Consider the following 14786-nt stretch of genomic DNA (forward strand, 5'->3'; position numbering starts at 1 on the left):
GGACCCGGAGGGGCGCGCCGGGAGCCGGGCAAGCCCGACGCACCGACGCGCCCGGACAGGACGCGTCGGCGGAGCTACCGCCCGCTGGGCGCCGCTCCGCTGCCCGTGGCGGCGTTGCCCGAGCTGCTGCCGGCGGGCGCGCCCGGCGTGCTGACGCGCGGCCCGCCGCTGGTGCCGGGCGCCGTGCCGGCGCCGGTGGAGCCGGTGCTCTCCATGGACCCGGCCCCCGTCCCGGTGCCGCCCACCGCGCCGGACTTGTTGACGTTGCCCTGGTTGGCGCCGCCGGTCTGCGGCGCCTGGGCGAGCGCCGCCCCGGACGTGGCGAGAACGACGGACGTGGCGAGGGCGAGGATCGTCTTCGACATGGGACCTCCTGACATGACGGTGCGCTGCTGACGTCGCGCTGTCGTGTCAGGCCAACTCGGGGGCGCCAGGATGGTTCGGGCGCGCCGTCAGCGGGCGAGCGCCTCGCGCCACGCCGTCCAGGGCCAGCGCAGCGCCGCCCCGCCGGCCGCCGGCGCGATCGAGACCGTCGCGGTCCGGCCGCTCACCAGCCGCGGATCCGCCGTGCCGCCGTCGAGGGCGATCCGCACCGGGATGCGCTGGGCGAGGCGCACCCACGAGAAGGTCGGGTTCACGTTCGCGAGCAGGTTGGCGGCGTCGCTGCGGCCCGACTCGCCGATGCCGCCGGCGATGCTGGCGACGCGGCCGCTGAGCACCCCGTCCTCGCCCATGAGCTGGACCGTCACCGGCGCGCCGACGCGGATCCGCGGCAGCTTGGTCTCCTCGAAGTAGCCCTCGATCCGCAGGGTATCGCTGTCGATCAGCGCCATGACCCCGCGGCCCGTGGTGACGTAGGCGCCCGGCCGCAGCTCCATGTTGGTGATCCGGCCGTTGACCGAGGCGCGCACCGCCGAGCGCTCCAGGTTGAGCTTGGCGAGGTCGCGATCCGCCAGGGCCTGCTCGTAGGCGGCCTCCGCGGAGAGGTCGGCGGCCTTGGCGGCCTCGACCTTCTGCTGCGACACCGCCGCGTCGGAGAGCCTGCTGTAGCGGGCGTAGTCGGCCGCGTTCTGCTCGGCGGTGGCCTTGCGGTTCTGCACCATCGCCTCCGCCTGCCGCAGCCCGAGGCGGAACCGGTCCGGATCGATCCGGAACAGGACGTCGCCCTTCCGGACGACCTGATTGTCCTCGACCAGCACCTCGGTGACGAGGCCGGAGACGTCGGGGGCCACCGCCACCACGTCGGCGCGCACGCGCCCGTCCCGGGTCCAGGGAGCGTCCATGTAGTAGTCCCACAGGCCGAGGCCGACGATCAGCGCCGCGGCGACCATGCCGAGGGTGACCAGGAGGCGGCCGAGGGTGGAGAACAGGGCGGTCATTGCAGGATCCGGTGGGCGAGGGTCACGACGCCGCCGAGCAGGACGACGTAGAGGGCGAGGTCGAAGAGCGGCCTGTGCCAGACGAGGCGGTAGAAGCCGGTCGCCGCCAGCAGGCGGCGCAGCGGCAGGCTGAGCGCGAAGGCGACGGCCATCCAGAGCGCGAGGCCCGGCACGAACACGCCGTAGAGGTCGATCTCGCCCATCATGCCGCCATCTCCCGGTCGGGCAGCGCGGGCGCCGCCCGGTAGGCCGGCGCGTCGGGGAAGAGCCCGCGGCGCAGGCCGGTGAGGCCGATCAGGGCGGCGCGCCGCTCCGGCGACGGGGCCGCGCCCGCGACGGCGTCCAGTCCGTCGTCCAGGGCCGCCAGGAGCGCCGAATCCGGCCGGCCGATCCGGCCGCGCAGCTGGCGCGCCGCCAGCGCCAGCACCCGGTCGACGGCGCTCCGGGCCGGTCCCGTCAGCCGCCGGCGCACCCGGCGGACCTCCACGAGGTTGATGCCGACCCGGACATCGGCCAGCAGGTCGCCCACGGAGGCCGACATGTCGGCGGGCAGGCTCGCCAGCCGCGGCGCGATCAGCCCGACGCGGTCGAGCATCAGGGCCGCGAGCTCGAGCCCGTGGCCGGCGCCGCGCCCGGCCGCGGCGGCCGCGAGGCTCTGCCGGTTGATCTGCACCAGCCGCCGGGCGCTCCGGCCGGCGCCGACCGAGCGGATCAGCCGGGTGACCACCGCGCCGACCCACATGCCGACCACCGAGGCGATCACCCCGTTGGCGAAGGGCGCGAAGTCGCCGCTGTAGCCGTTCTGGAGCGCCAGCAGCGTCGCGCCGTTCAGCGCCGCGCCCATGCCCATCGGGGTGGTGCGCGGCTGCGTCATCATCAGGCCGCACAGGATCAGGGCGGGCGCCAGCGCCAGGGCCAGCATCTCGAAGGAGGTGGCGAGCGGCAGCACGGCGAACAGGTAGAGGGCCGCGCCGAGGGCGCCGACGATCGCCGAGTTGGTGAAGCTCAGGATCTGCGGCGCGGGATCGTCCTGCGCGGCGAACAGGCAGCAGGCGACCGCGCCCATCATCGGTGCCGCGGAGCCGTCCGGCCAGCCGGTGGCGATCCAGATCGCGCAGCAGACCAGCAGGCCCACGAACACCCCGAAGGCCGAGAACGCCGCCAGCCCGTGGTCCCGGTGGCGGATGGAGCGGACCCGGGCCGTGTAGGCGAAGGCGAGCGGCGCCCGGGGGGCGGTGCCGGCGGCGAGGTGGCCGCGGAGCGCCCGCAGGTCCTGGCGCAGGTCGATGACGTCGCGCAGGCGCACCGCGAGGCTCGCGAGCAGGAGCGTGTTCCAGTCCGGAGCCCGGCCGAGGGCCGGCTCGAACCCGTCGATCCGGCCGCGCAGCCGCGCGGCGCGGTCCGGATCCCCGGCCCCATCGCCGGCCCCATCCCCGGTCTCGTCGTTGAGCCAGACGGCGAGGTCCGACAGGAAGGCCCGGACCCGCGCCGGCAGCGCGCCCGCCTGCTCGAGGGCGGCGACGCGGTCCGCGACGGCCGCCACGATCGGCAGGACCATCAGCATGTGCTGCCGGAGCGGCGCGAAGGCCTCCGCGGCGCGTTCCGCGCCCGACGCCTCGTTGCGCAGGGCGAGGCCGAGGGCGTCGAGGCCGAGCGCGTCCGAGGCGAGGCGCAGGCGCCGGCCCTGGCTCGGCCCGGCGGCCTCCGGGGCGCGGGCGGCCGCGAGGGCGCTCCGGATCCAGGCCCGGGCCTCCGCCGACCAGTGGTCCAGCCGCGCGACGATCAGCGGGGCCGCCGATTGCGGCAGGATCAGCGTGGCGGCGAGGCTGGCGCAGACGATCCCCAGGGAGATCTCCTCGGCCCGCGCCACCGCCGTGTCGAAGATCGCCCCGGGATCGTCGACGGCGGGGAAGCCGATCAGCGCCGCCGTGTAGCCGGCGAGCATCGGCAGGTAGCTCGCGGGCGTGCGGTCGAGGAGCGAGACGTAGAGGCAGAGCGCGACCCAGAGCGCCACCGCGAGGCTCAGCAGGATCGGCTCGTTCACGAGGTTCGGCACCAGCACGACGCTCACCGCCGCGCCGAGCGCGGTGCCGCAGACCCGGTAGACCGCCTTCGCGCGCGTCGCGCCGGAGAGGACCTGGCTGGTGATGTAGACGGTGCCGAGGGCCCAGTAGGGCCGCGGCAGGTCGATCCAGAGCGCGAGGAACAGGGCGAGCATCGCCGCCGCGTAGGTCTTCAGCGCGAAGGCCCAGTCGCGCCATCCGGGGAGGATCACGGCACCGCCTCCGGTTCGCGCGCGGCCGCGGCGGCCTCCCGCCCGTGGCGCTGGAGCGCCGCGAAGACCCGGAGGCTCGCCTCGAGATCCGCGCCGTCGACCTCGGCGAACACCCGGGCGCGCAGGGTCGAGAGCTCGGCCTCGATCCGCTCGAAGACCTGTCGGCCGCGCGCGGTCAGGCCCAGCACCTTGGCGCGGCGGTCGGACGGGTCCTCGCGGCGGACCACCAGCCCGGCCGCGGCGAGCTGGTCGATGAGGCGGACGAGCGAGGGGCCCTCGATGCCGACGGCCTCCGCCAGGACGTTCTGGCGCGGCTCCTCCTCCATCCGGCCGATGATGATCAGCGGGTGCGCGGTGGCGTCGGACAGGCCGTGCGCCTCCGCGACATTGTTGGCGGCACGGCGCCAGTGGCGGCCGGTGGTCAGGAGGGCGTGGGTGAAGGCCTGCTGCAGCCGCTCGCGCGTCCTCGGATCGTCGTTGCCGGTCACTACCTGATCCATCCACGCGAGGACCCGGTGGAGAGACCGGATCAATCAGCTCGCATGCTGATAGATAGCATCATACCGATTCGGACCGGGAGACGTTTCGCGCCATCAGAGTTGCGCCGGACGAATAGGTTCGCACCTTTTCCGTGCCGATCCGGCGTCGGCGGAATGCGTGGCGAGACCGAGGCGGACCGGACGTTCCGACGCCTCCCCGCGTCCGGAGATGTCCGCGTCGGCGGGCCTCGACGGAAAGCTTCGAGGAGCGCGGCCGGCTGGAGCTCTCCTGCGGGGCCTCCGCGGCGCTCCGGCACCTCGGGATGAGGTGGAGCGTGGGGCCGCCGGTCAGGAGCTCTCCGGTCCCGCAGCCGCGCCGTCAGGCCGAGTGGCTGTTGTGGATCTGATCGAAATCGAGGGACGCCGTGTCGATCACGATCTGCGTGCGGCTGATGACCTCGAGCTTGCGCAGGATCTCGGAGACGTGCGCCTTCACGGTCGAATCGCCGACCTGGAGCTCGTGGGCGATCTGCTTGTTGAGCTTGCCCTGCCGGATCATCATCAGGACCCGCAACTGCTGCGGCGTCAGCCGGGCGAGGCGCTCCGGCAGCGGCGCCTTCTTGCTCCGGGGCGCGGGCGCGCCGGCCTCGGCGAGCCCCGGCGGCAGGAACAGGGCGCCGCTCATCACCTCGGTGATCGCCCGGGTCAGCGTCGCCTTGTCCATGGCCTTGGGGACGAAGCCCGCCGCCCCGTGCTGCAGGGCCTCGCGGACGATGCGCGGGTCCTCGTGGCCGGAGACGATCAGGATCGGGATGCGCGGGAAGCTGGCCCGGATGGTGATCAGCCCGTCGAAGCCGGTCACGCCCCGCATCGAGAGGTCGAGGAGCGTCAGGTCGATGCCGCGGTTGGCGGCCAGAACGGCGCAGGCCGCCTCGATCCCGTCGGCCTCGTGCAGAACCGCGTCCGGGTGCGCGAGGCGGATCGTGGCCGCCAGGGCGTCGCGGAACAGCGGGTGGTCGTCGACGATCAGGAGATGCACGGAGACCTCGGTCCTTCGCTCGAGATCCTCACAGGATCCGCCGAAATCGCGGGCGGGAGGGCCGAAGGTGATCGATGCGGCCCCGGGGCGCAAGCGGGTGTTGAGACGACCGCCCTGCCCCGGAGCCTGGGCGTGCCGGCCCGCGGGGGCCGGCACGCTTTCGGTTGAGGGCCTTCAGCGCGACGCCACCGTCTTCGGCAGCTTGAACGCCCAGAAGCTGCCGCCCTGGTTGATGCCGGCGGTGGACTTGGCGACCTCGCCGCCCCAGAGCGGCACCGCGCCGCCCCAGCCCGCCGCGACGCCGACCCACTGCTCGCCGTCCTGCTCCCAGGTGATCGGCGAGGAGACCACGCCGGTGCCGACCTGGAACTTCCAGACCTCCTCGCCGGTCTTGGCGTCGAAGGCCTTCAGGAAGCCCTCCGGGGTGCCGGTGAAGACGAGGTTGCCCGCGGTGGTCAGCACGCCGGCCCAGAGCGGGGCCTTGTTCTTGTACTCCCACACGACCTTGCCGGAGGTCGGGTCGATCGCCTTGAGCGAGCCGATATGGTCGTCGAAGACCGGCTTGATGGTGAAGCCGGCGCCGAGATAGGCGGCGCCCTTCTTGTAGTTCACCGGCTCGTTCCAGATATCCATGCCCCACTCGTTGGAGGGCACGTAGAACAGCTTGGTGTCGGGGCTGTAGCCGATCGGCATCCAGTTCTTGCCGCCGAGGAAGCTCGGCACCGCGAAGACCGACTTGCCCTTCTTGTCGTCGCCGGTCGCCTTGCTCGGGTCGCCGGGCCGGTTCTCCTCGTTGTAGATCGGGCGGCCGTTCTCGTCGATGCCCTTGGCCCAGTTGATCTTCTCGACGAACGGCGTCGCCGAGATGAACTTCCCGTTGGTCCGGTCTAGGACGTAGAAGAAGCCGTTGCGGTCGGCGGTGGCGCCGGCCTTGATGGTCTTGCCGCCCTTGTTCAGGTCGAACGGCACGAACTCGTTGACGCCGTCGAAGTCCCAGCCGTCGTGCGGGGTGGTCTGGAAGCCCCAGACGATCTCGCCGTTGTCGGGGTTGAGGGCGAGGCGCGAGGACGTCCACTTGTTGTCGCCCGGCCGCAGCCAGGAGTTCCACGGGCCCGGGTTGCCGGTGCCGAAATAGACGAGGTTGGTCTCGGGGTCGTAGGTGCCGCCGAGCCAGGTGGCGCCGCCGCCGAACTTCCACATGTCGCCCGGCCAGGTCTCGTTGACCTTGCCGGTCATGGTCGAGGGCTTGCCGTTGAGCTCGCCCATGTGGCCCTCGATCACGGGCCGCTTCCACACCACCTCGCCGGTCTCGGCGTCGCGGGCCTCGATGCGCCCGATCACGCCGAACTCGCCGCCCGACACGCCGGTGATGATCTTGCCCTTCACGATGATCGGGGCGGCCGTGTAGCTGTAGCCGGCCTTGAAGTCGTCGATCTCCTTCCGCCAGACCACCTTGCCGGTCTTGGTGTTCAGCGCGACCAGCTTGGCGTCGAGCGTGCCGAAGTAGACGTTGTCCTTGTAGAGCGCGGCGCCGCGGTTCACCACGTCGCAGCAGGGCAGGATCCCCTCCGGCAGGCGGGCATCGTACTCCCACTTCTTCTCGCCGGTGCGGGAATCGATCGCGTACATGCGCGAGTACGAGCCCGTGACGTAGATGATGCCGTCCTTGACCAGCGCCTGGCTCTCCTGGCCGCGCTGCTTCTCGCCGCCGAACGAGAACGACCACGCCGGGACGAGGCCCTTGATGTTGTCGCGGTTGAGGGTCTTCAGCGGGCTGAAGCGCTGGGCCTGCGGCCCGAGCCCGTAGGTGACGACGTCGCCGGGGGTCTTGGCGTCGTTGATGATGTCCTGCTCGGTCACCCCCTGGGCCATGGCCGGCAGGGCGCCGCCCGCCACGAGGGCGGCGACGCCCACCGCGGCGAGGAACCGGGTCCGCATTCTCATGACGTGTCCTCCGTGGTCGGCCCCGGTCCGTGTGGCCGGGGCATCCGGGTTTCGACGCGGGCCGCACGAGTCGCGGGGCGCCCCCTTGGAGATCGAGGCTATCGCTGTTCTCAGAAAAGTCTTATTGGCCATTGGTCCAATGAGGCCGTTCTGCGGACTGGCGGATGCAATGTATTCGGCGAGATCGACGCCCGAATTGGCGCGGATCTGCCGGACATCCCGTTCGGGAAATCTGATGTTCGCCCTTGCCGTCATCGCGCGCGCAGCGAGGCGACCCAGGGCGGCGCACCATCCCGAGACGGCGCGCTGTCTGGATCGCTTCGCTCCGCTCGCCGAGACGGAGGCGTTCAGTACCCTTTCGGCGGCGTGTAGGTGACGCCGTAGGTCTCGCAGATCGCCTTGAGGCGACCGTCCGCGTTCAGCGCCGTGATCGCGTCCCCGACCGCGTAGGCGAGGTCGCGGGAATCGGTCCGCACCGCGCCGCCGATCTCCCAGCGGGTCTTCACCAGCCCCGTCGAGGGGACCGTGGCGACGGGGTTGTCGTCCTTGGGGGCCTTCGCGGCGGACAGGGCCGCCTCGATCGCCGCGCGGGTTCCGGCCAGGATCGGCGCCTCGCCGGCGAGGTAGGCCTTCGCGGCCTCCTCGAAGCTCTTGTAGTGCTTCAGGTTCGGGCGGAAGCGGCCGCCCTGGGCGGTCAGCAGCATCAGGTCGGCGGCGCCCGTCCCCTCCAGCGCGACGCTCCTGTCGCCGATGTCGTCGAGGCTGTCGAAGCCTTCCAGCGCGCCCTTCCGGTAGGCGAAGGCAATCTCCTGCTCGAAATACGGCGCCGTGAAGAACACTTGCTCGTTGCGCAGGGCGAGCTGGCGGTCGGTGGGCACGTGCAGCATCAGGTCGGCGAGCGGCGTGCCGGCGAGGTCGCCGCGCCACAGGTTCAGCCGCAGGTCGCCGTCGACGTTCTCGCCGGCATCGACCACGCGCAGGTCGAGCTTCACCTTGAGCGTCTCGGCGATCGCGCGGGCGAGATCGACGTCGATCCCGCGGGGCTTGCCCGCCGCTTCCTCGGAGAACGGCGCGTTGTCGCCGTAGACCGCCACCCGCAGCGTCCCGTCGGTCGTGACCTGGTCGAGGGGGCGCGCCGCGGCCGCCGGCGGGAGCGGCGCCGCCAGGAGCAGGCCGCAGAGCCCGAGCAGGAGGGGGCGCCGGCCCATCGCGGGGGGCCTATTCCTCATGCTTCGACTCGATGTAGCTCCGGATCGCCCACAGGCCCTCCTGCGAGATCACACCCTCGAAGGCCGGCATCTTGGTCACGCCGTTGATGACCGCGCCGTGCTTCATGCGCTCGACGAAGTACTCGTCGCCCTCCTTGCCCTGCGGCAGGTAGCGCAGGTCCGGGGCGAGGCCGCCGGAGATCATCTCCAGGCCGTGGCAGCGGGCGCAGTTCTGGTTGAAGCCCGAGGCGCCGATCGCGATGGCGTGCTTGTCGCCCTTGTAGGGGTTCTCGGCGACCCACTCGGTGCCCAGCGGCTTCAGGCCGTCGGTGTTGACCGGCTGGGGCTGGACATCGCCGTGCCCGAGGGCGCCGCCGGCGGCCAGGGCCAATCCAAGCGCCGCGAGCACGCCGCCCGCCGCCGTCTTCATCGTGCGCATCCGCCCCTCCCGTCGTCGTTGCACGACGGTTAGCAAGTACCGGGCGGCGGACCCATTATGCTTTGGTACGGATCCGCGAGAATAGCGCCGCCCACGACTTGTGTTGCGCCGCATCAAAATCCGTGTGTGCACCTTGGTCCAATATCCGAGGGCGCAACTCGGCTCCTAGACTCCCGGCCAACGACGAGAACCGCGGGTCTGGAGGAGACGGGCGGGATGGTGTCCTCCGGTGCGCGGCGGCCCGGGATGCGCGGCGGGCCATGGGCCGGCCTGCGGCTCGCCGTCGTGCTGGCGGCCCTGGCGCCGGTCGCCCAGGCGCGGGCCGCGCCCGCGCCGGCGGGGCCGCCCCTGACGATTCACTACCTGGAGCGGCGGGTCGAGCGGCCGGCGCCGCTGAACAACGAGGACCCGGTCCCCGACGACGAGGGCGCGAAGGGCGCGGAACTCGGCCTGAGGGATTCCAACGCCACCGGCCGCTTCCTCGGCCTCGGCTTCGCCCTCGGCACCGCGGTCGTCGAACCGGGCGACGACATCCGCCAGGCCTTCCGGGACCTCGCCGACCGCCGCTTCGTGGTGCTCAACGCGCCCGCCGCCGACGTCCTCGCCCTCGCCGACCTGCCGGAGGCGAAGGGCAGCGTGATCCTCAACATCGGCGCCCCGGACACGCGCCTGCGCGACGCCGATTGCCGCCGGAACCTGCTCCACGTCCTGCCGTCCCGGGCCATGCTGGCCGACGCGCTGGTGCAGTTCCTGGCGTTCAAGCGCTGGTCCCGGATCCTGCTGGTGACCGGTCCCGCGCCGGAGGACGCGCTCTTCGCCGAGGCGCTGCGGCGCAGCGCCAGGAAGTTCGGCGCGCGGATCGTCGCCGAGTCGCGCTACGACCCGCAGGGCGGCGACGTCCGCGACACGGCCCTGCGCGAGTTCGCCCTGCCGACCCGCGGGCCCGAGCACGACGTGGTCGCGGTGGCCGACGAGGCCGGCGCGTTCGGCGCGAGCCTCAACTACAACACCGCCTCGCCCCGGCCCCTGGTCGGCACGCAGGGCCTCGCGCCGGCCGCCTGGGGGCGGGCCGTGGAGGCCTGGGCCGCCGTCCAGCTCCAGGGCCGGTTCCGCAAGCTCGCCGGCCGCGCCATGCGGCCCGTCGACTGGGCCGGCTGGATGGCGGTGCACGCCGTCGGCGAGGCGGCCGTGAAGGCGCGCAGCACCGACCCCGCGACGGTCCGCGCCGCGCTGACGGCGCCCGGCTTCGAGATCGGCGGCTTCAAGGGGCGCCCCCTGAGCTTCCGCGCCTGGGACGGGCAGCTGCGCCAGCCGGTCTTCCTGCTCTGGCCGGGGGCCGTCACCGCGACGGCGCCGATCGAGGGCTTCCTCCACCACCGCACGGAACTCGACACGCTCGGCCTCGACGAGCCCGAGAGTGCCTGCCGCGCCTTCTCAGGGACATCGGGATGAGCCGGCTCGCCGCCCTCGCGCTGCTCCTCTGCCTCGCGGGCCCCGCGCGGGCCGAGGAGATCTACGTCTCGAACGAGCGCGACAACACCGTCTCGGTGATCGACGGCGACAGCCTGGAGGTGCTGCGCACCTTCCCGGTTGGCCGTCGGCCCCGCGGCCTGACCTTCTCGCAGGACGGGCGGTCCCTCTACGTCTGCGCCAGCGATTCCGACGCCGTGCAGGTGATCGACCCGGAGACCGGGCAGGTCCGGCACAACCTGCCCTCGGGCGAGGACCCGGAGCAGTTCGCCCTGGCGCCCGACGGGCGCACCCTGTTCATCGCCAACGAGGAGAACGCCACCACCACGGTGGTCGACGCGCAGACCCGCAAGGTGCTGGCGCAGATCGACGTCGGCATCGAGCCGGAGGGTGTCGCGGTGAGCCCGGACGGGCGCACGGCCGTCACGACCTCCGAGACCACCAACATGGTCCACTGGATCGACACGCGGACGCTCGCGGCCGTGGACGCGACGCCGGTCGGGCAGCGGCCGCGCTTCGCCGCCTTCACGGCCGACGGGTCCCGGCTCTGGGCGTCCTCGGAGATCGGCGGCACCGTGTCGGTGATCGACGTCGCCACCCGCAAGGTGATCGAGACGATCGCGTTCGCCGTGAAGGGGATCGCGGCCGACCGGATCCAGCCGGTGGGCATCCAGATGTCGAAGGACGGGCGCCACGCCTTCGTGGCGCTGGGGCCGTCCGACCGGGTCGCCGTGGTGGATACCGCGACCTACCGGGTCGAGAGCTACATCCTGGTCGGCCGCCGGGTGTGGCAGCTCGCGCTCAACGCGGCGGGCACGCGGCTCTTCACCACCAACGGCGTCTCCGGCGACGTAACGGTGATCGACGCCGCGACGTTCCGGCCGATCAAGACCGTGAAGGTCGGCCGCTTCCCCTGGGGTGCGGCGGCGCGGCCGATGCCTTCGGCGCAGGCGACGGACGGACGCGCCGCCGGTGCGGTGCCGTGACAGTCTGGCCGACGCGGACCCAGGCATCCGCCTCCCTCGCTGGAGGCTTCCGGATTCACACTGGGGGCTGGGCCACAGCGGCGCCGAAGGACACTCGGGTCCCCTCTCCCGTGCGGGAGAGGGACAGGGTGAGGGATCAGGGCCGTCCGGACGAGGCGCGAGGCGACCGCGGGTCGAGACCGTGCTCCATCCTGAAACTCCTCGTCCCTCACCCCGACCCTCTCCGGCACGGGAGAGGGGGCCCGTCGCGCACTGCCGCCGGCGTCGGTGCGCGACCCCTATGGGTGACCGACGCGGCCAGGGGCGGAGACAGGGAGAAGGCCCAGTCGTTGCGGAGCGTGGCGTCTCCGCGCCCGCTCGCGTCCCGAACCGCAGTGGCTCGAGGCGCGGATATGCTCCTTCGAGCCGCGCTCCTCCTTCTCGCCCTGCTCCTGCCGACCCTTCCGGCCCGGGCCGGCCAGCTCGATCGCGCGGGCGTCGAACGCCACTTCCCGCCCCCGCTGGTGGTCGGCGAGAAGGACGACAGGCTCCCGGTCTGGCCGATCCTGAAGCAGCAGGCGGGCTCCTACGAGGTCTTCGCCTACGCGTTCGAATCCGTCGACCTCGCGCCGATCCCCGGCTTCGGCGGCACGCCGCCCGACCTGCTGATCGCGCTCGCCCCGGACGGCACCTTCCGGGACGTGACGGTGCTCTCGCACCACGAGCCGGTCTTCCTGGAGGGCCTCGGCCCGGAGCCGCTCTTCGCCTTCGTCGAGCAGTATGCCGGCCTCTCGGCCCGGCAGGCGATCCGGGTCGGGCGCCCGAACGCGCGGGCCGCCGGCGCAGCGCCCCAGACCACCGTCGACGGCATCTCCATGGCCACCGCCTCGACCCGGGTGATCAACCAGTCGATCCTGGCCTCGGCGCTGGCGGTCGCCCGCGCGAAGCTCGGCTTCGGGGCGGCCAATGTCGGCCTCAAGGTCGAGGCCCGGCCGGACCGCTACGAGCCCCTGTCCCTGGCCGACCTTCTCGCGCGCGGCTGGGTCCGGCGGCTGACGGTGACGAACGCGGACGCCGCCGCGGCCTTCCGGGGCACCGGCGTGGCGGACCCGTCCGAGGGGCCGCCCGATGCCGCCTTGACCGACCTGTACGTCGCCGTCCTGGACCCGCCCTCGATCGGCCGCAACCTTCTGGGTCCGTCGCGCTACGACGCGCTGATGCGCGAGCTCGGCCCCGGCAACCACGCCGTGATGGTGGTCAGCGCCGGGCCGGAGGACGCGCCCGAGAACCCGGTCGGCGACCGGTTCGTGCTGGGCGCCGTCCCCGACCGGCTGGCGATCGGCCAGGGCGGCCTGATCGTGAACGCGCGCGACATGGCGGTGGAGCGCCGCGAGGCCGGCCTCGCCGAGGGGCTGCCGTCCGGCCCCTGGACGGTCCTGCGGATCGACCAGGCCGCCGGCTTCGACCCGTCCGCGCCCTGGGCGCTGACCGAGACGATCGTCCGCGAGCGCGGCCAGATCCTGTCCGAGAAGATCGCCCGGACCTTCACGGTCGAGACCGCCCTGCCCGCCGACCTGTTCACGCGGGTCCGGCCCGATGAAGGGCCGAGCTGGACCGACCCCTGGCGGGCCCGGGCGCCCGAACTCGCGCTGATCGGCCTGATGCTCGCCGTGCTGGTGCCGGTCCTGAGCCGCCAGCGCGGGCTGGTGGCGGACCAGCGCCGCTTCACCCTCTTCCGCCTCGGCTTCCTGGCGCTGACCCTCGGCTTCGTCGGCTGGTACGCGCAGGCGCAGCTGTCGATCGTGACCCTCGTCGGGCTCGTGCGGGCCGCCACCGCGACCCACGACCTCGCCTTCCTGCTCTACGACCCGCCCTCGCTGGTGCTCTGGGCCTTCGCGCTGGCCGCCCTGGTCGCCTGGGGGCGCGGCACGTTCTGCGGCTGGCTCTGCCCCTTCGGCGCGCTGCAGGAACTCGTGGCGCTGCTCGCCCGGCCGCTGCGCATCCGCCCGGTCGCGGTGCCGCCCGGCCTCGACCGGGCGCTGCGGTCGCTGAAATACGTCGTGCTGGCCGGCATCCTCGGCGCGGCCGCGGCGGGGTCGCCCCTCGCCGACACGTTCTCAGAGGTCGAGCCGTTCAAGACCGCCGTCACCCTGTACTTCGTCCGGGCGTGGCCGTTCGTCGCCTACGCGGCGGGGCTGCTGGTGCTCAACCTCTTCGTCTACAAGGGCTTCTGCCGCTACCTGTGCCCGCTCGGCGCCGCCCTCGCCCTCCTCGGGCGGGTCCGCGTCCTCGACTGGATCCCGCGCCGGGCGGAGTGCGGCTCGCCCTGCCAGCTCTGCAAGGTCCGCTGCCGCTACGGCGCCATCGCGCCCTCCGGCCGGGTCGACTACGCCGAGTGCTTCCAGTGCATGGAGTGCGTGACGATCATCCACGATCCCGGGCAGTGCGTGCCGCAGGTGGTGGCGCGCAAGCGGGGCCGCCGCGCCGCGCCCCGGCCGGTGACCGTCGGATGAGCGCGCCGGTCCGCTTCGCGCCGGCCCGCTTCGCGCCGGCCCGGCGCCGGCTCCTCGTCGGTGCCGCGGGGCTGGCCGCGCTCGGCGGCGTCGCGGCGCTCCGCGCCGCCGCGGCGTCGCGGGGGCTGGCGCTGCGCACCCGCGCCGGCCTCGCCTTCGGCACCACCGTGGCGCTCACCGCCGCGGGACCCGACCCGTCGGCGATCGAGGCGGCCCTCGGCGACGGGTTCGCGGCGATGCGCGCCGTGGAGGCGGCCGCCAGCCTGTTCCGGGCCGACAGCGCCCTGGCCCGTCTCAACCGGGACGGGTCCCTGGAAGCGCCCGACCCGCACCTCGTCGCCCTGCTGCGCTTCGCGCTCGCCCTCGCGGCCGAGACCGGCGGCGCCTTCGACCCGACCGTCCAGCCGCTCTGGCCGGTCTGGGCCGGCGCGGCCGCCCGCGGCGAGCGCCCCGGGGCGGAGGCCCTGCGGGCGGCCTTGGCGCGGGTCGGCTGGCGGCGCGTGCGGGTCGCGACGGACCGGATCGTCCTGGAGCCCGGGACGGCCCTGACGCTGAACGCCCTGATCCAGGGCTACGCCGCCGACCAGGTCATGGCGGCGCTCCGGGCGCGCGGCATCGCCGACGCCTTCGTGGATACCGGCGAGTTCGGTGCCGCCGGCGCGCATCCGGACGGCACGCCCTGGCGCCTCGGTCTGGCCGATCCCCGCCACCCCGGCGAGGTCGCCGCCGTCCTCGCGCCGTTCACGGGCTTCGCCGCGACCTCGGGCGACTACAACATGAGCTTCTCGGACGACCGCGCGGACCATCACATCTTCGATCCGGCGACCGGCCGGTCGCCGCGCGCCCTGTCGTCGGTGACGGTGACCGCGCCGACGGGGCTCGTCGCCGACGGGCTCTCGACCGCCTGCATGGTCCTCGGCCCCGCGCGCGGCGCGGATCTCGTCGCGGCCCGTCCGGGCTGCGCCGTGCGCTTCACCGGGAAGGGCTGACCCAGCCGTCTCGGGCGCGCGGGGCGGGGGGAACCGCGCCGCGCGCCCTGCCCCCGCGGCGGCGATGGCTCTACGGAGGGTCCGAT

General features: G+C 73.4%; 13 protein-coding genes. 4 read left to right on the forward strand and 9 right to left on the reverse strand.

Going from position 1 to position 14786, the window contains the following annotated elements; all coding sequences use genetic code 11:
- Positions 1-74: 74 nt before the first annotated feature.
- From J3A75_RS17545 to pedF, 9 genes are all read right to left on the reverse strand, one after another.
- Positions 75-365 (reverse strand): hypothetical protein, encoded by a 291-nt coding sequence (locus J3A75_RS17545; RefSeq protein ID WP_012319371.1) that lies wholly within the window; start codon positions 363-365, stop codon positions 75-77.
- A gap of 87 nt (positions 366-452) precedes the next feature.
- On the reverse strand, positions 453-1379 hold the full coding sequence (locus tag J3A75_RS17550; protein WP_029360938.1) for an HlyD family secretion protein: 927 nt from the start codon (positions 1377-1379) through the stop codon (positions 453-455).
- On the reverse strand, positions 1376-1585 hold the full coding sequence (locus tag J3A75_RS17555; protein ID WP_012319373.1) for a DUF1656 domain-containing protein: 210 nt from the start codon (positions 1583-1585) through the stop codon (positions 1376-1378). The genes J3A75_RS17550 and J3A75_RS17555 overlap by 4 nt, the downstream gene beginning before the upstream one ends.
- A complete protein-coding gene (locus J3A75_RS17560; protein WP_209650532.1) occupies positions 1582-3654 on the reverse strand; it encodes an FUSC family protein in 2073 nt (690 codons plus the stop codon). The genes J3A75_RS17555 and J3A75_RS17560 overlap by 4 nt, the downstream gene beginning before the upstream one ends.
- Entirely contained in the window at positions 3651-4154 is a 504-nt protein-coding gene (locus J3A75_RS17565) for a MarR family winged helix-turn-helix transcriptional regulator (RefSeq protein ID WP_179239995.1), read from the reverse strand. The genes J3A75_RS17560 and J3A75_RS17565 overlap by 4 nt, the downstream gene beginning before the upstream one ends.
- A 358-nt stretch (positions 4155-4512) precedes the next feature.
- Complete coding sequence (locus tag J3A75_RS17570) at positions 4513-5172, reverse strand: response regulator (RefSeq protein WP_012319376.1); 660 nt, start codon at positions 5170-5172, stop codon at positions 4513-4515.
- A gap of 174 nt (positions 5173-5346) precedes the next feature.
- Positions 5347-7116, reverse strand: a complete 1770-nt coding sequence (locus J3A75_RS17575; RefSeq protein WP_029360935.1) for a PQQ-dependent methanol/ethanol family dehydrogenase — start codon at positions 7114-7116, stop codon at positions 5347-5349.
- A 347-nt stretch (positions 7117-7463) separates the two neighbouring features.
- Complete coding sequence (locus tag J3A75_RS17580; protein WP_029360933.1) at positions 7464-8324, reverse strand: substrate-binding periplasmic protein; 861 nt, start codon at positions 8322-8324, stop codon at positions 7464-7466.
- Between the two features lie 10 nt (positions 8325-8334).
- Positions 8335-8763, reverse strand: coding sequence for a cytochrome c-550 PedF (pedF, locus tag J3A75_RS17585; RefSeq protein ID WP_012319379.1), 429 nt, complete (start codon positions 8761-8763; stop codon positions 8335-8337).
- A gap of 216 nt (positions 8764-8979) precedes the next feature.
- On the opposite strand from pedF, the gene J3A75_RS17590 reads away from it, so the two are divergent.
- From J3A75_RS17590 to J3A75_RS17605, 4 genes are all read left to right on the forward strand, one after another.
- Entirely contained in the window at positions 8980-10215 is a 1236-nt protein-coding gene (locus J3A75_RS17590; RefSeq protein WP_012319380.1) for an ABC transporter substrate-binding protein, read from the forward strand.
- Positions 10212-11219 carry a YVTN family beta-propeller repeat protein gene (locus J3A75_RS17595; protein WP_042670208.1) on the forward strand — a complete coding sequence of 336 codons (1008 nt, stop codon included), beginning with the start codon at positions 10212-10214 and terminating at the stop codon, positions 11217-11219. The genes J3A75_RS17590 and J3A75_RS17595 overlap by 4 nt, the downstream gene beginning before the upstream one ends.
- 392 nt (positions 11220-11611) lie before the next feature.
- Positions 11612-13711: a 4Fe-4S binding protein gene (locus J3A75_RS17600; RefSeq protein WP_070999553.1), complete on the forward strand. Its 2100-nt coding sequence runs from the start codon at positions 11612-11614 to the stop codon at positions 13709-13711.
- Positions 13708-14700: an FAD:protein FMN transferase gene (locus tag J3A75_RS17605; RefSeq protein WP_209650533.1), complete on the forward strand. Its 993-nt coding sequence runs from the start codon at positions 13708-13710 to the stop codon at positions 14698-14700. The genes J3A75_RS17600 and J3A75_RS17605 overlap by 4 nt, the downstream gene beginning before the upstream one ends.
- Positions 14701-14786 lie beyond the last annotated feature (86 nt).

The sequence above is a fragment of the Methylobacterium sp. PvP105 genome (assembly GCF_017876975.1).
GTDB classification, from domain to species: domain Bacteria; phylum Pseudomonadota; class Alphaproteobacteria; order Rhizobiales; family Beijerinckiaceae; genus Methylobacterium; species Methylobacterium radiotolerans.